The following is a 20,671-nucleotide window of genomic DNA, read 5'->3' as shown; positions in this document are numbered from 1 at the left end:
CGGGCTGATACAAACTCAGTAATCTCCTACTGATAAAATACGGACCAGCCGTCAATAGCATTAAGTAGAAATTCGACTACCGTCCTTAACCGATCAGAAGCAGGCACCCTATTTTTTCATAACGCTCCGATACGGTTGGCTTACCCGTCTTTGAGCAAACAGCCACTCCAGTATGCCAGGCGTAGCGTCTAAGCTAGGGTTAAGATAGTGCCCAATTCCCGCAAACTCGGTGTAACGTGGGTGTCCACCCGCTTGTTGAATTGCCTTGATGAGCGTCCGGCACCCCTCAACCGGTACATTCCGGTCCGTTTCTCCGTGGAAAGCCCAGATAGCTATGTCCACCATATTTTTGGCCAAGGTAGGGTCACCGGCTCCACTTAAGGGGATGGCAGCGGCAAACACACCAGAGTGAGTCCCAATGAAAGACCAGGCTCCATATCCCCCCAGCGAATGGCCTGCCACGTACCGCCGATTGGGGTCAATGCTAAATTCTCGTTCCAGAGCGTTCAGCAAGTCCAAAACGATCGTATCCCGGGCAACCAGGTGCGGCAAACCGCCCCAACTGGTGCCACGGGGACACTGAGGGGCCAGAATAAAGGCGGGGTACTTTTTTCGATTCTCTGGCTCGGTTAGCCGCTGAATTTCCCAACTGGCTAATTGGCGGATATTGTCGGTGCCGTAACCGGCTCCGCCGTGCAGGCTGACCAACAGTGGATAGCGTTGGGTAGAATCATACCCTTCTGGCCTGAGCAGGCGATACAAGAGCGTGTCGCCACGCTGGTTTGTAAAGGTGCGCGCTTCGAAAATTCGGGCCTGCCTGATGGCTTCTGGCTGGGGATGGCTGGCCCTGATTCCTTCGCCGTACAGGCTTACGCCCAGAAACAGGAACGCAGCTATGCCGATCAGTCGAGCCGCATCCACCAGGATTGTTTGCCAGGAAGATAGGTTCGAATCCACGGGTTGTGATGGTACAGCCGGATGCTGCCAAAAATAGCCGATGAAAAACAAAGGCTGTAAACTGGCCATAAACGAAAGCCCCAGTTGCCACCTCTCCAGGGTTGGCGTACTCCGGCCGTTATGGGCCTGCATCGAAAAGATCAGCAGGGCTAGGGCACTGCTTGCCACCAGGAAGCTGTACACGCCAGCGGCTTTTAACCAGCCGTTTTTTCCTGCGCGTGAAAGCACCAGACTGATCGCAGCTAAGAGGCCAGCACCGAGATCGAGTACTAACACCAGGGGATAATAGCTTTCAAAGGCCCTGGTCAGCGGGACCAGTAGACTATAAAGCAGTACTACACGCAGCAAGGCGGTAAAAAAAGCGATCAAACCCGTTACAAAAGCTACTTGAAATTGCTGGATATAGTATAATCGAAGTAGATATGCTACACCCAATAAAGAGATCAGATTAGACGCCAAAAAATAATTGGCGAACGAGGGTTGCGTCACCAGGTCCTGGCCAACTGTCAAATAGAGCAGGCTTTGAAAGAGGCCCATGACTGTGGTAAGGCCCAGAAAGAAAATGGCAGACTGGCTAAACGTTTTTGTCATGATAAGTGTCGATCTGGAATGGGCCTAGCGATAGATCAAAACCTTATCTCTAAACGGGAACACGCAATCTTTCTGGAGAAGTCACAATAACTTAGCCGACAAAAATGTAATAGCTTTTCATCTAAACCAAACTCGCTCACTACCAATGACTGAATCAGAGATTTTGCTTAATCAGACCGAAAATGCTTATCAATGGATTAATAAGTTGGTGGAGACGGTGCCGCTTGAAACGTGGAATATCATTCCTCCGACAGTTGAATCAAGTATTGATTGGCAGCTTGGGCATTTGCTTATCAGTCATTATTTCCATTCTATTATGGTCATTCGGGGGCACCAACTGGATATACTCCAGCAGCTTCCAATTCGAGAATACAGTGAGTTGTTCACAACATCAGCCCCTTCCCTATCCGTAGGCAAAGTAGATTCAGCGAAATTAGTAGAGGATTTAAAATATATGCAACAAAAGTCGTTGGCTATCCTGACGACGCTGCAAGCGTGGGAACTGGACAATCCGCTGGAGCCCACCCCTACTCCTCACCCTATCGCCACCACAAAACGGGAGGCCATTGATTGGAATACAAAGCACACCATGTACCACTGCGGTCAGATTGGGCTTATTAAACGTGTGGTGGATAAGCGCCATGATTTCGGTCTACGATTAGCCAAATGACAAACTCATCAACGCATTTTTGTGCTGCCGGATATCCGTTCTATTCTTGACGATGGTAGTTAAATCGGCTGTTGTCTGCTGAACAAACGTACAACTGCCGAATTAACTACCATCATTGAATAGAGAACGTTTGGTCCCACTTTGCCAAGCCGATGTTACCGGCAATTGATTCTTTTACTTTTGGCGCGATAAAGTTGCCAATAACTCTTCCAGGTTTTTCAATGCCATAGCCGTTCCTTCTTTGAAGCCCATGTCGAGCATCTTCTCTAAGCGGGCAAGCGATTCATTATAAATACTGACACGTACCGTTGTCTTCCCGTTTTGCTCGCTGAACGTTAAATCCCACTCCGAACCTGGCAATTCCGGGTTTTCATCTTTGTCGGCAAACGCATTCATCAATTTGAAATTGGTTTTCGGACTGATGGACGTGTATGTTTGAACGGACCAACGCTCTTCTCCTTGAGGGCTTACCATCGCATAAAACCGACGGCCACCAACCTCAAAATCCATAAATTTAGTTTTTGAGGTCCAGGGTTTTGGAGCCCACCATTGATCAAGAATTTCCGGCTTCGTGTATGCATCCCATACCAACGAAAGGTCGGCATCAAAATCTCTGGAGAAGGTTACTGTTTTTGTTGTTTTGTTAACGGTGAAATCGTTCATGTTTAGCCTTTTTTGAGGGTTGATAATACGTCGTCAAGTTGATTAAACCGAGTTTCCCAAAGTTTCCTGAATTGGTTTATCCACTGATCAATCTCTTTTATTTTTTCCACTTCCAGTGAGTAGTAAATCTCCCGGCCTTGCTGCTGCTGTTTCACCAGGTCGCATTCTGTAAGTATGCGTAGATGTTTGGAAACAGATTGTCGGGTCGTGTTGAAGTTCTCAGCAATGGCGTTGGGCGTCATTGCCTGCAAGGCAATCAGGGTTATGATTGCTCGCCTTGTAGGGTCGGCTATGGCCTGAAAAATATCTCGTCTCATCTGGTATAAATTTTACTCTGCGAAACCGAATGGTTGCAAATGTACGTGCAACCATTCGGTTTCGCAAATTTTCTTAGATTGAAAAAGAATCAGTTCGTATTGTCGGCTTTAAGGGCATCTTAAAATGGTTACTGACTCGCTGATTGCCTCAGAAAACGCCCCAATTATAGAGAAGGCACAAGACCAATCTTTCGTCTCAGGCAGGAATGTTTGCCGGGAACAAATCGCTGTTGATTAGATTCTTAGGAGACTCTGCGATTGCCGTTGACATGCGAACCAAACCATCTATGTAGTATGTATTACATATTACCTTGTATTGTAATATAATTGTTGTAAAAAGATAATCTTATGACCAACATTGAGTCTGTTGAATCAACACCATTTTGGTTTCCTGGCCGTTGGATTGAGGGCGTTTCCATGATTATTGCACCACTGCTCCTACTTCTTGCCCAACTGCTACTCCTCCAATTTGAGTTCTTCTTTCCCCAACAACTTAAAGCCTTTGCCCAACTGCCAACTCAAGTCACGACGGCTTACAGTCTGTTTCTGGCTGGTAATATCCTCTTGTGGCCAGCGGTAGTCACCTTAGCTAAATTGGTTGGGCAAAGACAACCGGCTTGGGCACTCTGGGGAGGAACCATGGTGATATTGGGCTTATTCGCTCGTACTTTCCACTATGGGATCAATCATTTAGCCTTTCAATTAGTAAAGGTGCAAAACCTGCAGCTCGCCACCAAGGCCATTGCCGACTCATACGGTGCTTTCCACATTGTTTCAAGCTTGTCGGCGGCCATCATGTTTGGCTGGGCTATCCTGGCGATTGGGGCTTACCGCTCAGGTGTGCTAAGTCTGGTTGGCTCAATTGGCTTAGGCCTGATGTCGGCTTTAATGTTAGGCGTACTCAAGGGTGCTTCACTCGTATCGGTCTTGGCCACAACGGGTCTTTGCGTAGCTCTGTTACCCCTTGGCAGGGGCGTGTTAATGGCTGGCCCCATACCTGGCGTTCGAACGGTAGTAAGTTGGTCATTATTGATTCTAGCCTTAGCTACACTTATGTACTTTTTCGGGCAAGCAGGCTAATGTAAATGAGGAATATATCGTGGCAAGCTCATAAATCACCCCATCTTAGAAAGCACAGAATGAAGGCTATTTCGGCTTATCTAAGAGCTTTTGTGAGATTCCAAAACGAACAATAACGTACACAAAAACATTTTCATAGTACCAGTCTATTAACCAGCCACAACTTTTCTACACATACTATCAGCACTGATGTTGAGACGATTACTGACTATATACTTGATTAGTTATCCATAATCGTACAACCGTTGTCCGCAACTAAACTGCTTTATTAACCGCCCAATAAAATCCCTCTCACCTATTCTGCTTCAGAGGGTTGGGGTAAAGCCGCAATTCCTAACATGAATCAGTAAAATTGAACGGATTTATTGAACGAAACAGGCCGATTCCTACCCTTCTCTCCTAGCCTGCCACCTTTTAGAAAAACGTCCGAATGCTTTCAGGAAAAACCGTCGGCGATGGTCGGCATTCTTTTTTGCGGCAACTGCTTGAGTACCTCCTAAGCAAAGCTTCACTCCGCAGGTATAAAGCGACTGGCCTAAAAACGAACAGATATGGCCAGAATCCAAACGACCGTTCATTAGAATTAAAGGAATTTTGTCAGGTAGTCATCAAGGCCCGCTCCTGATATCCTATTAATTAATCGAACCGTATGAAGAAGACCGTTTTTCTGAAATGGATTTTGGGTGGCGTCCTGTCATTTGTGCTAGTAGCCTTAGCCATCGTTTATAGCTGGTCAATGCTGATCATGCATAAAACCTATGACGTCCCGCTTACCACAATTCCCATTCCTTCGGATACAGGTGCCATTCGGGCAGGAGCCAGACTGATTCGGATCGAACACTGCCAGCACTGTCACGGTGAACAATTCGAAGGGAAACGATTTCAACACAGTCCGTATCGAGCAGATCAGGTTGCTCCTAATATTACCGCCCTGATCGCTACCTATTCGAACGAAGAATTAGAACGGCTCATCCGGCATGGGGTCAAGAAAAATAGAGAATCTGTTATTGGAATGCCCTCGCAAATGTTCTTTAACCTCAAAGATGAATCGGTCGCCAACATAATCGCTTATTTACGAACGCTGAAGCCAATCCCTTCCTCACCAAACCTGCCAGCATCCTCTACGATCTATCCATTGGGCCGCTGGGATATAATAACAGGGAAGTATCTACCTGCAGCGGCACGAATTAATCACCTTGCCTCTCGGCAATTGGCGCAACACGACAGTTCCCAACTCGCTTTGGGGAAGTACCTTGTCATGACGGCCTGTACCTCCTGTCACGGGGGAAATTTGCAGGGGCAGGGCCATGCCCCCAATATGCGTATTGCCGGTGCCTATACGAACAGACAATTCATTCATTTTTTGAAGACCGGCGAAGGCGCCCTGGGCCGAAAAGAGCTATCGGTGATGAGTGCGATGGCCAAAAATCATTTAAGTTATCTGAATGCGACCGAAATGAACGCCATTTATACATTCCTGAAATCGCTATCTGAACCCATAAAACTCGCCGAGAAGTAACATGCCAGCGCAGTCTCTAGTAAACCGAGATTCTATGATAAAAGAGAGTTACAAAGTTTGTACTGGCCAAATGGCCTTCTATACCGCACTTTTGAAACAGGAAATGTCTATCCACACCCTTATTAATCCTTTACCAAATCTGAAACTACTTATTGGCTGATACTCATTTTCTTCAGCGTTACATTTTCATTCACTATTTACTAAATCCTAGAAAGATGCCCTCTCCTCCTACTCCCGCTGAAATTGCCGTGTTGCTTGACATCTTTAACAACAAAGATGGCATATTTCGAAAAACAGACTCAATTGACCTCAATCATTTAACGAACTTATTCGATGAGGAAGTGAACCGGCTTCGCCAGTTCACTAATGACAGTAACCTGGATAGAGCGACTACGCTCACACCGAGTCGTTTACAACTAATCAGGAGTCTCTCAGCCGTAGACACCTTTACGATTGCTCCTGTTCCTATCAGTAGTATTCGGGCCTTTATTGACGCATTGAACCCTTCATTAAACTATTTAGCTATCTATTATGGATTTGACCTAAGCACCCAAAAGATAGTACTGGTGATGCAGGGCATCCGATTAGATGGCAGTGGTGATGGCAGGAGACTTGCCAATAAACTACTTGAGGACCAGGTATCTGAAACCCAGATTACAACGACGGATTTAACACCCCAGCCACGAGATTTTACCCTTGTACGGCAATTTAGAGAACTGTTTCGGCCCATTCATGGAAAAGAAAATTTCGTGTGGGGTGCCTATATGAAACTCAATGCGTTGAGACGGGTTCTATCCGAATTTAATGATGAGGATTGTGATCAGGTAAAAATTACGTTTGGGTTCCAAAAAACGCTGGCCGTACGGATAAGCACGCTGGATCGAAATTGTTTTCATTTGATTTTCAGGGGTGTAAAGCCAGATGGCACGCTTTCAACCAATATATTCTCGACATTTGATGGAGAGCCAGGGTACGTGGCTCCCAAACCAAGCTGCCCGCCTTTCGGCAGCTTCGATGAATAATGGTATTGTAACAGTTAACGCACTGCTGATGAAACTGGTTGACGTGGCTATGTATCTGGTATACATAGCCACTTATGGTGTTATCGTTCCGGTTGGGATTGGACTTTATTTAATCAGGCATCTGGATAAACCGCTCAAAATAGTATGGTTCGGTCTGTGCTTATCCCTGCTGCTTGACCTAGGACTGCTGGTCGTAAACTTTAAGACGACCAATACCTTCCTGTATGCATTTTCGGGTGTCGATTTGCTGATGATGGCCTGGCTCTACTCATCGGTCATTACACATAAAACGCTCAGTACCATCATTCGGTGGAGCGGTATTTTCTTTATTCCCCTGGTTGTTCTGGATGCCTTTTTCATCTCTGGCCTGACAAATAATGGGTGGAGCAATGCGGTGGAAAAATTCTATGTCATGCTCGTTGCTTTGTATTATCTGGCTCAGTTGTTTCAGGAGAAGATTGACGATGATATACGTCGGCAACCGCTGTTTTGGGTAAGTGCCGGGATCGTGGTCGCCAACTTAGTAGGTTCCTTTGACATTTTTAGCAGACCGGTCATTAACTACTCACAGGCATTCTATTTGCAGTACTACATGTTCTGGTCCTTTGTGACCATCCTGATGTTTGGCGCTTTTTCCTATGCTTTCTGGCTGAGCCAATCTGAGCGGTAAACACCCCCATTTTATGAACTATGTTACGTTTCTGTTACTGCTTGTAAGCCAATTCGCACTGGCCCAAACCAACCGCCCACTGGCTAAAATTATCAGCGTAGAAGCGGGGAATAATCAGATGGACTCGGCTTTTTCTACAATCAATCTACAGCAAAAAAAACCGGTTATCCTCGCCTACGATCATAACTATCTGCATTTCAAGTTTATTAATCCGTACAATCCCGCCCTAAAATCCTTTTCCTACAAACTCAGCGGTTTAGATTATACCTGGGTAGACTGCACCGATTGCTCACAAGTGCAGTATGCTCATCTCGACGGGGGCGATTACACCTTTGAGGTAAAGACTACCCAGGCTGGCGATGCTCCAGCGCAATTCAACTTTACTGTCGAAGGCAATCTGTTGCATAAATGGTGGTTTGTGCCCATGCTTTTCCTGTATCTTCTTCTCTTCGCTGGCATTATTATCTACTTCTTTATTTTATTTCAGTTTAGGCAAAAGCTTAAAGAGCAGCGACTCATTCACAAAGAAAAAATGGCCTCTATGGCCGAACTGACGGCGGGCATTGCTCACGAGATTCAGAATCCGCTAAACTTCGTCAACAACTTCGCCGAACTTAGTGTCGAACTAATTGAGGAACAGGCCGAAACCTTAGTCAAAGGCGATATTCAGGAAGCGCAGTTTATTGCCAACGATCTGAGTCAGAATTTGCAAAAAATCGTCCACCACGGTAAACGAGCCAGTAGCATTGTTAAGAGCATGCTCGAGCACTCCCGAACCAGTTCTGGTCAGAAGGAACCCACCGACCTCAATGCCCTGGCCGCTGAATACCTGCGGCTGGCTTATCAGGGTTTGAGAGCTAAAGACAAATCCGTTTCCTGCGAGCTAATCACCAACTTGGCCCCAAACCTGCCGCTGGTAAGCATAGCACCCCAGGAGATTGGAAGAGTGCTACTCAATCTCTACAATAATGCTTTCTACGCCGTTCGAGAAAAGCAAAAGACGACCCCAACGACTTATCAACCAACCGTTTGGCTCAGTAGCCATCGACTGGCCAATACAATTGAGATTCGGATAAAGGATAATGGCACCGGAATTCCCGAATCAGTAAAAGCTAAAATCTTCCAACCCTTTTTCACCACCAAACCAACAGGCGAAGGCACGGGCTTAGGCCTGTCGTTAAGTTATGACATCATCACCAAGGAACATGGTGGAACCCTGGAGGTAACTACCGTTCTGGATGAATTCACAGAATTTAGTATCGTATTACCAGTTAGCTAACCCACTCCATATCAGACTAGCCGACTGCGCTGTCAATCCCGACTATGGCTTTGCAAAAGAACCTATCCGTTTTGATGGACAACAGGTAATGGCCTAAAATCAAACACATTTGGCCTGAACAGAAATGCCCGTTCAGTGAAAGTTGAGGAATATTGTCTGCTTGTCCCAACCCGACTTGCCTTCATCCTATTTTTCAGACAAAGGCCATGAAATCCCCTTATCACAACAGTTGTTTATCCATCCTTCGTATCGCTACGTGGCTTTCCGCTTTTATCCTACCATCTGTTCTTACCGTCAACGCTCAGTTAATCGATACGTATCCCGGTGCAAGCTGGCAGAAAGCGAATCCCAAAACGCTGGGCTGGTCGGCTGAAAAGCTAATGAAGGTTACGGACTATGCCCAGACGCTCGGCCCTGGTGGTCTGATGATCATTGATGGTGGAAAGGTCATTACCGATTGGGGCGATACCGATCAGCGGCATAAAGTCAGTTCCGTTCGAAAAAGCCTGCTCAGTGCATTGTATGGCATTCATGCCGAGGCTGGCCGCATTGATCTGACAAAAACACTCGAGCAGTTAGGCATTGACGACAATGCACCCGCGCTTACCCCGGCGGAAAAACAGGCCACGATTCAGATGCTCCTTCAGTCGCGGTCTGGCGTGTACCATGATTACGTCAGTGGTACGCCTGCCATGCGGACGACCCAGCCTGCCCGCTACAGCCACGCACCAGGCACCCATTGGTATTATAACAACTGGGACTTCAATGCCCTGGGCACCATTTTCGAACAGCAACTGCATACGAAGATGGCGACTGATTTTCAGGAGCGAATCGCCAGGCCCCTTCGCATGCAGGATTTTCGGCTGGAAGATCAATATTACGTAACGGCTAAGGAATCCATTTACCCCGCCTATCCGTTTCGAATGACCGTTCGTGATCTGGCCCGATTTGGCTATCTCTACCTACGGCAGGGGAAGTGGGAAGGCAAACAGATTGTTCCGGCCAACTGGATTAAAGAAAGTACACAGAGCTATTCGGATGCAGGCGAAAATGGCGGCTATGGGTATCTGTGGTGGGTTGCTCAAAAGGGTCATCATTTTCCAGGAGTAACGCTGGAAGACGGCAGTTATAGTGCCCGGGGAGCGGGCGGGAAATACATTGTTGTTCTGCCTGTCCGCGATCTCGTGATAGTTTATTGTACCAATGTCGATTACCCGGATCATGCCGAGCATATAGCAGCCTCGGAGATTCCCAGGGGCATAACCAGTGCCGAGATGGGGCACTTGCTGAATCTCATCCTTCAGGCCAAGCCACAGCCGTAAATCCTTTGCTGACGTGAGGAAGATCATCCTTTTATGCTAAACTTATTAATCGTCCAGGACAAATGAAACGTAGAAATTTCCTTCAAAACACAGCCTTGTGTGCGGTTGCCGTTAGTACCACCGGTTTTATTCAATTTACTGGCGAAGGCTACACCGGCGATTGCGAAACCACAACTGATATTCTGGGGCCGTACTACCGGCCCGACGCCCCGCTCCGAACCAACCTTGTTCATAAAGAAGACTCCGGTCAGGAGGTTATTCTGAAGGGGATTGTCCGGCATAAAGACTGTATTACGCCTTACAAAGGGGCTAAAGTAGAACTCTGGCATTGCGACCCAGGTGGCCAATATGATAATACGTCTTCAGCATTTCGGTATCGGGCTACGACCCTCTGTGATGAGCAGGGGCGCTATGAGTTTCTGACCCTATTGCCCGTTCCCTATGACGATCAGGGCAATGGTGTATTCAGGCCCGCCCATTTTCATTTACTCATTTCGGCCCCTGGTTATCAGAGCCTGGTTACGCAGCTCTACTTTTCTGGAGATCCCCACCTATCCACAGACCCCTATGCGGCTTCATCGACGGCCAAGTCGAGAATACTAACCGTCGAACCAGTACCTGAAGGCCGAAAACAGGTATCCTTCAACGTTACCATGACCGAAAAACGACAGGTTGAGCCTAGGGTTATTGACCGATTAACGGGCATCTATATCGATGAGAACGATAAGACCTTGAAAACCGAATTCTTTAAACGGGGTGGACAGTTATGGCGGAAATCAGGCCGTGTTGTCTATGGCCTGAACTACGACTATATTGGCAATAACACCTTTATTCAGAGCGGCTTACCAGCCGGGCTTGTCAATGCGTGTGCGTTTGAATTTCTGCCGTATGGTGCGGTAAAAATGACCCGTACGCAAGTTACGGGCAAAGGGGTTAAAACAGTCAATGTCGCTTTCAAAGATCGCTAACCCTCCTTCTCAATTCCATGAAAAAACTTACCTTTCTCTTCTTTCTGGGTGTCTGCACGGCTCCGGCCCAATCACTTGTCAAACCTGAAATAGATATAATAGCCACGGTCAAAAAACAGATGCCCGAAACCGAAGCCTTTCTGGAAAAAGTGGTGAACATCAACAGTGGTACGCTCAATAAAGAAGGAGTTCGCCAAGTTGGTAAGCTGATGGCGGCTGAGTTTGATAAGCTGGGTTTCATGACCGAGTGGATCACTTTGCCGGATTCACTTAACCGGGCAGGGCATCTGGTCGCTACCCGACAAGGAAAAAAAGGCAAAAAGCTCTTCCTGATCGGTCATCTGGACACCGTATTTGAAAAAAGCCTGCCTATGGAACCGTTTACCCACACGACGGATTCGACGGCCACAGGCCAGGGCGTCAGGGACGCTAAAGGTGGTGATGTCGTGATCATTACCGCGCTTAAAGCCCTGCAAGCCCAGAACCTGCTCGACGATACCTCCATCACCGTCTATCTGACAGGGGATGAAGAGACAGGCGGAACGCCAGGTAATGCTGAAGGGCGCCGGGATTTCATCGAACGGGCGAAAGGCTGTGATGTTGCGCTGGGTTTTGAACCGGGGTTAGGCTTTAATCTGATCGTAACCAGTAAGCGAGGGGCCAGTACCTGGACACTGGATGTGAAAGCCCGTTCAGGTCATTCCTCAAAAATCTTCGCCGAAATGGGCTACGGCGCGGTTTTCGAAGCCGTTCGAATCGTGAACGAATTTAGGCGGACGCTGGGCCAGGAGAAAAATCTGACGTTTAATCCCGGCCTAATCGCTGGCGGAGCGGAGGTGCATTACAATGAAAAAACAGCCAAAGCGGAAGTCGTCGGGAAAGATAACATCGTAGCGGGAATGGCTGTAGTGAAGGGCGATTTGCGGTATCTGACCAACGCTCAGAAAGAAAGTGCCAAAGCTCGAATGCGTGAGATTGTGGAGAAAAGCCTGCCACTCACCAAAGCCACCATCACGTTTACGGATCTTATGCCACCCATGGAACCGACGGCGGCCAACGATGCGCTGCGCCAACAGTTGGAACGAGTGAATCTGGACCTAGGCTTAGGCCCCGTACAAGCCGTTGATCCGAGCGTACGTGGTGCCAGTGATATATCGTATGTTGGCCAGTATCTGCCGGGTATCGATGGTCTGGGGGCACCGGGCAAGGGCGAGCACAGCATCGAGGAAACCATCTACACGAAAGAGTTGGGGCCAGTCATTCAGCGGGTGGCCCTGTTCATCTATCGTTTGACGCGCTAATAATTCACGGTAAAGCTTACTTTTAGTTATAGTGCCAATAGCTACTCAACGATCTCTATCATAATTACTTTAAGAATGAGTGAATAAAATAGTATGCGTATCCTCTTACGCTTCACCCGTCTGATTATGAAACCTGCTCTACTGGTTATTTTGTGGTTTTACGTTCAGGTGGCCTTTGCCCAAAATAAGGTAGCTGACAGCTTAGTACACCAGTTAGCCGTTGCCAAACAGGATACCAGCCGGGTATTGATCCTTGGCAAACTGTGCGAGCTATATCGTTGGAACAAGCCTAACATTGCCATGAACTATGGGCAACAGGCCCTAACACTGGCACGTCAGATCCACTTCACTCGGGGCGAGGTAATTGCCTTGCAGGAGACGGGCTACCTCTACCGGGAGCTTGGCAATATACCCCAAGCCTTAGAATTAGTCCTGAAAGCCCTCAGCCTGGCTGAAGCGAATCAGTATCTGGCCGAAATAGCCCGATGTAATTCACGTATTGGGAGCATCTATCACGACTTAAAAGACTACCAGCGAGTAATCTATTATGGCCAGAAGAGCAAGAAAATTGCTGATCAGATCAGGGATGAACACCAAATTACCGTACAACTCTTCAATATTGGGTCCGGCTATTTATACCTCAATCAGTTAGACTCGGCAAGCCGGTATTTACAAACTGCTTATAAACGCATTAGTCAGCGTAAGATGGTTACCCAATATCCGTACATATTCAGATGTCTGGCTCTGTTGCAGGATAAATTAAAAAACTACCCGCTGGCACTGTCCTATTATCGGCAAGCTATTCGGACGGCGCTAACCAATAATGACCATCGCAATGCGGCCTTTAACTATACTATTTTGGCGGCATTTTATCTACGGGCCCATCAACCGGATTCATGCATTGTGTATGCCCGTAAGGGTTTAAGCGAAGCCCAGGCCGGACCTTTCAATCTTAAGATACTGGAAGCTAGTGAGTTGTTGGCCAGTGCGTATAAGCAAAAACAGGACTTTCGGCAGGCATCTGCCTATCAGGAATTGACGCTCAAAACCAAGGAGGGTTTGTTTGGAGCAGGTAGCATTCAGGCTCTACAAACCATCGTTGCCAATGAAGAGAAACGTCAGCAGGAAGTAGCCCAGGCTAAAGAAGCTTATCAAACCCAAATCCGGCAAGTAGTGCTGTTGGGTGGATTACTGGCCATTGGGTTGATCGCCTTTATACTCTATCGCAATAACCGTCAGCAACAACGAGCCAATCGGCTGTTGCATCGGCAAAAAGAGGAAATTGCTCAGCAACGCCATCAAGTCGAGCAGGCCAATGCCGGTTTGGAAAGGACGCTTTTTGAACTCAAAGCTACCCAAACTCAACTCATCCAACGGGAGAAAATGGCCAGCCTGGGTGAACTGACCGCCGGGATTGCCCACGAGATTCAAAACCCCCTCAACTTCGTCAATAACTTTTCGGAACTCAGTACCGAGCTAGTGGAGGAATTAACCCAGGAACTGGATGAGGGACAATCCAAAGAAGCCAAAGCCATTGCTCTTGATTTGAGTCAAAATCTCCAGAAAATCGTCCATCACGGCCAGCGGGCCAGTAACATCGTCAAAGGCATGCTCGAACACTCCCGAACGAGCACTGGTCAGAAAGAGCCTACGGATATCAATGCCCTGGCTGACGAATACCTGCGACTGGCTTATCAGGGCTTTCGGCGGTCCGGCGATCCGGCCAAAGACAAGGAATTCAACTGCGAACTGATTACAGACTTTGCTCCTAATCTGCCCCTAGTGAACCTAGTGCCCCAAGAGATTGGGCGAGTCTTACTGAATATATACAATAATGCCTTTTATGCCGTTGGGCAACGCTATACCGTAGCGACAAGGCATGCCTTGTCGCTACCACAAACCTATCAACCCAAAGTTTGGGTCAGTACCGTTTTGCTCCCTCTCCTGCCAGGAGAGGGCCGGGGGGAGCGGGTCGACGCTTCGGTAGAAATTCGGGTCAAAGACAACGGCACAGGAATTCCCGATGCGATCCATGAGAAGATTTTCCAGCCGTTTTTCACTACTAAACCTACAGGCCAGGGCACTGGATTGGGATTGTCGTTAAGCTATGATATTGTGACTAAAGGGCATGGTGGAACGATGACAGCAGAGAGTGAGGAAGATACCTTTTCTGTGTTTATTATCACCTTACCCACTCGAGGATCGATATGAGACAGTATTACATCCTTTTGCTATTGTGGGCTTTACCGCTATCGATAACCTTGGGCCAGAACGCCCAGATTGATAGCCTCAGACATCTGCTTAGCCAAACTCGCCAGGATACCAACCAGGTTTTGATTCTTACGGAACTGGCTGATAATTATAGCCGCTATTCCCCGGATTCCAGCCTGAAACTGGCTCAACAAGCGTTGAGTCTTACCCACAACCTCAGATTTGCCAAAGGAGAAGCTAAGGTCTTTCAAATCTTTTGTACGGTGTTTCGGGTGAACGGTGATTTTCCACAAGCCCTGGCCTACGGCTTCAAGGCTTTGGTGCTTCACAAAACACTTCATAATGAAGATGGTGAAGCATGGGCGCAGAACCTGATTGGTATCACTTATTTCGATCTGGGCGAAATCCGTAAAGCGCTCGACCATTACCAGCAGGCCGGGCAAACTTTTAAAGTTCTCTCAGACGAAGTAGGCACTGGCACTGTATTGAACAATATGACCAATGCTTACATCAGCCTGCAATTATTGGATTCAGCACGCATTGTCAACCAGCGAGCCCACCAGTGGATCAAACGAATCCCTGGAAACTCCCTTCAGAAGCGTGTATTATGCCTGTATTCAGGCCGACTGGCATTCTTAGCAGGCAATTTCGTAAAAGCACTTCACTTCTATCAGCAGGCCTTGGCATTGGGTATACTATCCGATGATATTCGCATTCAATCAACCACTCAATTGAATATAGCCGAGTTGTTTAGCCAATTTCATCAACCCGACTCCAGCCTCCACTATGCGCATCTTGCCCTAAACAATAGTCATCGGCTGAATTATAAAACCAATGTCTTGCGTGCCACCAACTTACTGGCTCAGCTTTATAAGTCAGCGAATAATTCCGACAGTGCTCTATACTATCAGGAAATCGCGAGAGCCGTTAATGATAGTTTATACGGTCCTAAAAAATTTCACCAACTCCAACTCCTACTGCTCACCGAACAACAACGTCAGCAGGAATTGGAAGCTACTCAGAACGACTATCAAAACAAGGTTCGCGTTTACAGTTTGCTATCGGGGTTGGGCGTCGTCTTGCTACTGGCTTTTGTGCTCTATCGCAGCAACCGGCGACAGCAACGGGTGAATGGCTTACTGCATCGACAGAAAGAAGAAATCGATCTTCAGCGGGCTAAAGCCGAACAAGCCCTCGCAGAACTCAAATCCACCCAAACCCAACTCATCCAGCGGGAAAAACTGGCCTCTCTGGGCGAGTTGACTGCCGGTATTGCTCATGAAATTCAGAACCCGTTAAATTTTGTCAACAACTTCTCCGAACTCAGTGCCGAACTGGTGGAGGAATTGAAAGAAGAAGCCCAGTCCGGCCAAATCGATGAGGTACTCGGCATTGCCGATGACCTCACTCAGAACCTCCAGAAAATCACCCACCACGGTCAGCGGGCCAGTAGCATCGTTAAGGGTATGCTGGAGCACAGCCGAACCAGTTCGGGCCAGAAAGAACCGACTGATATTAATGCGCTGGCTGACGAATACCTGCGACTGGCTTATCAGGGGCAACGCAGTAAAGACCAAACCCTCAACTGTAAACTGATTACCGATTTTGCCGCCAACCTGCCTCCAGTCCATATAGTGCCCCAGGAAATCGGTCGAGTCTTATTGAATTTGTTTAACAACGCCTTCTATGCCGTTTTGCACAAGCAGAAAACGGCCCCTGCCGACTACCTGCCTGCCGTTACGGTGAGCACTGTTTTACTTCCTCTCCTGGCAGGAGAGGGCCGGGGGGAGCGGGTCAACGCTTCGATACAGATTCAGGTGTGCGACAATGGGCCTGGTATCGCCGACCCTATAAAAGACAAAATCTTCCAGCCCTTCTTCACCACCAAGCCCACAGGAGAGGGCACGGGATTGGGCTTGAGCCTGAGTTATGACATCGTCACCAAAGGGCATAATGGCACGATGGCGGTTGAAAGCCAACCCGGTGACCATGCGTTGTTTGTCATCACCTTGCCGATTTCTAAACCTGTCTGATCATGAAGCTTACTCTGTCCATATTGTTTTTGCTTTGGGCGGCCAGCGCCTATCCGCAAGATCGGCAAATTGACAGCCTGAAGCATCAGCTTACCCTGGTCAGACAAGACACCAGTGGGGTACTGGTTTTGGCTGAACTAGGCTTTCGCTTCAGAAATTTCAATCCCGATTCCAGTTTACGCTACTTAAATCAGGCGCTTGCTTTAACCAGAAAGCTAAAATTTCTGAAGGGCGAAGCCCGGATACTGAGTTTTATGTGTACGACCAAACGCATTCAGGGCGACTTCCCGAAGGCACTGGAAATGGCGCTAACAAGCCTGAAAATAGCTAAAGCGAATGGCTATCAATTTGAGGCCGGAAGAAGCCTGAACAATATTGGTGTTATTTATACTGAATTAGGGGAGTTTCAAAAGGCGCTGAATTTTCATAGACGATCAAATAAGTTATTTGTTAGCCTGCATGATACAAATTATATAGCTCAAACACTGGCGAATATAGGTCATGACTTTTTACAAAATCGCCAATTAGATTCGGCTTTATATTATACGCAACGAGCCTACCATTTAACTCAGATTAATAAAGATGAAAACACCTTTTTAATTAATTTGCTGATTATTGGGGATATACAAAAAGAGTTAAACAAAAACGAATCTGCACTTAGCTATTACCAGCAAGCCCTCCAACTGAGTTCGAAAGAGAATCGTCGATTGAATTCTCTCGCCAATAACCGAATTGCTACGGCATATAGAAACATAAATAATACCGACTCCTGTATTTATCATGCAAAAAGGGCACTTGCTGAAGCGCAGCAGGCTCATTATCTCCAGGAAGTTTTAAAAGCCAGCACGTTATTATCTGAAGCGTATGAAGCAACAAATACGGCCGAATCGTTTCGCTTTTTAAAAATAGCGACAGCCGTAAAAGACAGTTTATGGGGTGTGAAAAAAGTACAGGGGTTACAAAAAATCCTTGCGGCCGAACGGGAACATCAACTGGAAGTAGAAGCAGCCCAAATAGCTTATCAAAACCAAATCCAGCAATACAGTATGTTGGCCGGATTAATCGTACTTTTAGTCATTGCGTATATCCTGTATAGGAATAACGGCCAAAAGCAGAAAGCCAATAACCTTCTTCATCGCCAGAAAGAAGAAATTAATCACCAACGAGATAAAGCGGAACACGCGCTCGCTGACCTGAAAGCTACCCAAACGCAACTCATTCAACACGAGAAAATGGCCAGCCTGGGCGAACTCACGGCGGGTATCGCCCACGAGATTCAAAACCCGTTGAACTTCGTCAATAATTTTTCAGAACTGTCTACAGAGCTGGTTGAGGAATTAACCCAGGAACTGGATGAGGGTCAACCCAAAGAAGCCAAAGCTATTGCTCTTGATTTGAGGCAAAATCTACAAAAGATTACCCACCACGGCCAGCGGGCTAGCAGCATTGTCAAAGGCATGCTGGAACATAGCCGAACCAGTTCGGGCCAGAAAGAACCGACTAATATTAATGCGCTGGCTGACGAATACCTGCGACTGGCTTATCAGGGATTTCGCGCGAAAGACCAAACCGTTAATGCTACACTGATTACCGACTTTGCTGCTAATCTGTCCCCTGCGAACGTAGTACCGCAGGAAATAGGTCGGGTCCTATTGAACCTGTACAACAATGCCTTTTATGCGGTTGGGCAGAAACAGAAAACCGCTCCGGCTGAGTATCAACCCACCGTTTGGGTCAGTACGCAACGCAGCGAATTAAGTGTAGTCATTCACGTTCAGGACAATGGCACAGGGATTCCAGAATCAGTCAGGGCCAAGATTTTTCAGCCCTTCTTCACCACCAAGCCCACTGGTGAAGGTACGGGGCTAGGGTTGAGCTTGAGCTATGACATTGTCACCAAAGGGCATGGAGGAGAGATGTGGGTGGAAAGTCAGGAAAATAGGTATACCGAGTTTGTCGTCACATTACCCACCAATAATGTGTTATGAAACGATTTTGTCTTTTCCTCCTCTTATGGACCTTTTCTATTGCTGTAACCACCGCTCAGTCTAGCCGAACTGTTTCGGTTGACAGCCTCAAACGGTTGTTGGCCCTCCCGAAGCAAGACACCAGCCGGGTACTGGTTCTGCTGCGGTTGGGGGCAGAATTACTCTATACAAATCCTGATTCTGCCATGAACTATGGCCAGCAGGCACTATCATTAGCGCGTCAGCTTAAATTCTACCGGGGCGAATCACGGGCGTCGATGGGAGTTGGGTATTTGTTCAGAGAGACTGGTAACCTGCCTAAAGCGTTAGAAGTAAACCTGAAAGCTTTGCGTATTGCTCAGGACCACCAATTCCAATTAGAAATAGCCATGTGTACACAACGAATAGGGGGTATTTACTATGATTTGAAAGACTACGCCAAAGCGATACAGTATTATAAGCAGAGTGAGAGAATAGCTGATGTGATTCATGATGAATCGCTTATAGCTGTTCAGCAAAATAATCTTGGAGCTGCCTACTTGTATGCCAATCAACTAGATTCAGCCGAACAGTACTTACAATCAGCTTACCATAATTCAATTCGATTAAAGTTAGACAGACACCTTTCATACATACGGAGAAACCTGGGTATGTTACATCAACAATTAGGACATAATGACCGCGCCTTGTCGTATTACAAGCAAAGTGCGCAGTATGCTCTCCAAATTAATGACCTGCGCAATGCTGCATTTGCTTATAACCACATTTCTGGCTTCTACTTGAAACTAAATCAGGCTGATTCGGCTGTTGTGTATGCCCGAAAAGCATTGGCGCAGGCAGGGTCGTTTACATTACAAGTACTGGAAGCGAGTAGGTTGTTGGCCGCTGCCTATAAGCAAAAGCAGGATTACCGACAGGCCTTAGCCTATCATGAGCTAATGCTGAAGACTAAAGAAAAATTGTTTGGGGCGGGTAGCATTCAGGCCATGCAGGCCATAGTAGCCAATGAGGAAAAACGTCAGCGGGAAATAGAACAAGCCAAAGCAGCCTATCAAACCCAAATCCGCCAATATGGTCTTCTGGCAGGGCTGGCAGTGGTATTGCTGATTGCTTTTATCATGTACCGAACGAATCGGCAGCAGCAAAAAGACAATCGGCTACTGCGTCAGCAGAAAGAAGAAATTGATCATCAACGCCATAAAGCAGAAACCGCTTTCACCGAACTAAAAGTTACTCAAGCGCAACTGATTCAGAAAGAAAAAATGGCCAGCCTCGGTGAACTGACTGCTGGGATTGCTCATGAGATTCAGAACCCGCTCAACTTCGTCAACAATTTCTCCGAATTGTCAGCAGAATTGGTCAGCGAACTAACTGATGAGCTGGACCTAGGAGATACGCAGGAGGCTAAAGTAATCGCGGGGAACCTGTCACAAAATCTGCAAAAAATCACCCATCATGGCCAGCGGGCCAGCGGCATCGTCAAAGGCATGTTGGAACACTCCCGAACCAGTTCAGGCCAGAAAGAACTTACCGACCTCAACGCCCTGGCCGCTGAATATCTCAAACTGGCTTATCAGGGCTTTCGGCGGTCCGGCGATCCGGCCAAAGACAATCAATTCAATTGCGAATTAGTCACAACGTTTGACCCGAATTTACCCAATGTAGAGATAGCTGCTCAGGAGATTGGTCGGGTACTCTTGAATCTGTACAACAACGCCTTTTATGCGATTGGGCAACGGGCGCGGGGCATAGGTCATGGAGTTGATTACCAGCCCACTATTTGGGTCAGCACCCTTTTGCGCCCTCTCCTGGCAGGAGAGGGCCGGGGGGAGCGGTTCGACGCTTCGATAGAAATCCGGGTCAAAGACAACGGCATGGGTATTCCCGACTCAATAAAAGCCAAGATTTTCCAACCGTTTTTCACCACCAAGCCTACGGGTGAAGGTACAGGATTGGGCTTGTCGTTGAGTTATGATATTGTAACCAAAGGGCATGGCGGAACACTGTCTGTAACGACCGAGCCGGGTGCGTTTACGGAATTTAACATCTTACTGCCCTTATAGGGTGTTGCGACAGGTAATGACCTAAAAACGAACACCTT

Annotated in this window: 16 protein-coding genes; 13 read left to right on the top strand and 3 right to left on the bottom strand. The window is 47.4% G+C overall.

Annotated elements, in window-relative coordinates; translation table 11 throughout:
* Positions 1-108: 108 nt before the first annotated feature.
* Entirely contained in the window at positions 109-1,548 is a 1,440-nt protein-coding gene (locus tag ACYVFD_RS03435) for a carboxylesterase family protein (RefSeq protein ID WP_461088354.1), read from the bottom strand.
* A 145-nt stretch (positions 1,549-1,693) separates the two neighbouring features.
* On the opposite strand from ACYVFD_RS03435, the gene ACYVFD_RS03430 reads away from it, so the two are divergent.
* Positions 1,694-2,218 (top strand): DinB family protein, encoded by a 525-nt coding sequence (locus ACYVFD_RS03430; RefSeq protein ID WP_461088353.1) that lies wholly within the window; start codon positions 1,694-1,696, stop codon positions 2,216-2,218.
* Positions 2,219-2,392: 174 nt separating this feature from the next.
* Here the strand turns inward: ACYVFD_RS03430 and ACYVFD_RS03425 are convergent, their stop codons facing one another.
* Positions 2,393-2,881 (bottom strand): SRPBCC family protein, encoded by a 489-nt coding sequence (locus tag ACYVFD_RS03425; RefSeq protein WP_461088352.1) that lies wholly within the window; start codon positions 2,879-2,881, stop codon positions 2,393-2,395.
* Between the two features lie 2 nt (positions 2,882-2,883).
* Positions 2,884-3,198 carry an ArsR/SmtB family transcription factor gene (locus ACYVFD_RS03420; protein WP_461088351.1) on the bottom strand — a complete coding sequence of 105 codons (315 nt, stop codon included), beginning with the start codon at positions 3,196-3,198 and terminating at the stop codon, positions 2,884-2,886.
* A gap of 348 nt (positions 3,199-3,546) precedes the next feature.
* On the opposite strand from ACYVFD_RS03420, the gene ACYVFD_RS03415 reads away from it, so the two are divergent.
* The 12 genes from ACYVFD_RS03415 (at position 3,547) to ACYVFD_RS03360 (ending at position 20,633) form a co-directional block, all read left to right on the top strand.
* Positions 3,547-4,278: a hypothetical protein gene (locus tag ACYVFD_RS03415; protein WP_461088350.1), complete on the top strand. Its 732-nt coding sequence runs from the start codon at positions 3,547-3,549 to the stop codon at positions 4,276-4,278.
* A 649-nt stretch (positions 4,279-4,927) separates the two neighbouring features.
* Complete coding sequence (locus tag ACYVFD_RS03410; protein ID WP_461088349.1) at positions 4,928-5,797, top strand: c-type cytochrome; 870 nt, start codon at positions 4,928-4,930, stop codon at positions 5,795-5,797.
* A gap of 215 nt (positions 5,798-6,012) precedes the next feature.
* On the top strand, positions 6,013-6,819 hold the full coding sequence (locus ACYVFD_RS03405) for a hypothetical protein (RefSeq protein WP_461088348.1): 807 nt from the start codon (positions 6,013-6,015) through the stop codon (positions 6,817-6,819).
* Positions 6,820-6,847: 28 nt separating this feature from the next.
* Complete coding sequence (locus tag ACYVFD_RS03400; RefSeq protein WP_461088347.1) at positions 6,848-7,489, top strand: hypothetical protein; 642 nt, start codon at positions 6,848-6,850, stop codon at positions 7,487-7,489.
* Positions 7,490-7,502: 13 nt separating this feature from the next.
* Positions 7,503-8,768: an ATP-binding protein gene (locus tag ACYVFD_RS03395; RefSeq protein ID WP_461088346.1), complete on the top strand. Its 1,266-nt coding sequence runs from the start codon at positions 7,503-7,505 to the stop codon at positions 8,766-8,768.
* Between the two features lie 206 nt (positions 8,769-8,974).
* On the top strand, positions 8,975-10,090 hold the full coding sequence (locus ACYVFD_RS03390; protein WP_461088345.1) for a serine hydrolase domain-containing protein: 1,116 nt from the start codon (positions 8,975-8,977) through the stop codon (positions 10,088-10,090).
* A 62-nt stretch (positions 10,091-10,152) separates the two neighbouring features.
* Positions 10,153-11,058 carry a dioxygenase family protein gene (locus ACYVFD_RS03385; RefSeq protein WP_461088344.1) on the top strand — a complete coding sequence of 302 codons (906 nt, stop codon included), beginning with the start codon at positions 10,153-10,155 and terminating at the stop codon, positions 11,056-11,058.
* 17 nt (positions 11,059-11,075) lie between these two features.
* Positions 11,076-12,359 carry a M20/M25/M40 family metallo-hydrolase gene (locus ACYVFD_RS03380; RefSeq protein ID WP_461088343.1) on the top strand — a complete coding sequence of 428 codons (1,284 nt, stop codon included), beginning with the start codon at positions 11,076-11,078 and terminating at the stop codon, positions 12,357-12,359.
* Between the two features lie 126 nt (positions 12,360-12,485).
* On the top strand, positions 12,486-14,570 hold the full coding sequence (locus tag ACYVFD_RS03375; protein ID WP_461088342.1) for a tetratricopeptide repeat-containing sensor histidine kinase: 2,085 nt from the start codon (positions 12,486-12,488) through the stop codon (positions 14,568-14,570).
* Positions 14,567-16,603, top strand: a complete 2,037-nt coding sequence (locus ACYVFD_RS03370; protein WP_461088341.1) for a tetratricopeptide repeat-containing sensor histidine kinase — start codon at positions 14,567-14,569, stop codon at positions 16,601-16,603. The genes ACYVFD_RS03375 and ACYVFD_RS03370 overlap by 4 nt, the downstream gene beginning before the upstream one ends.
* 2 nt (positions 16,604-16,605) lie before the next feature.
* Positions 16,606-18,591: a tetratricopeptide repeat-containing sensor histidine kinase gene (locus ACYVFD_RS03365; protein WP_461088340.1), complete on the top strand. Its 1,986-nt coding sequence runs from the start codon at positions 16,606-16,608 to the stop codon at positions 18,589-18,591.
* The gene (locus ACYVFD_RS03360; RefSeq protein WP_461088339.1) at positions 18,588-20,633 is read left to right on the top strand and encodes a tetratricopeptide repeat-containing sensor histidine kinase; all 2,046 of its coding nucleotides are present in this window, start codon (positions 18,588-18,590) and stop codon (positions 20,631-20,633) included. The genes ACYVFD_RS03365 and ACYVFD_RS03360 overlap by 4 nt, the downstream gene beginning before the upstream one ends.
* Positions 20,634-20,671 lie beyond the last annotated feature (38 nt).

The sequence above is a fragment of the Spirosoma gilvum genome (assembly GCF_054776815.1).
The sequence above is the reverse complement of the archived record's forward strand: the minus strand, read 5'-3'. Positions and strand labels throughout refer to the sequence as shown.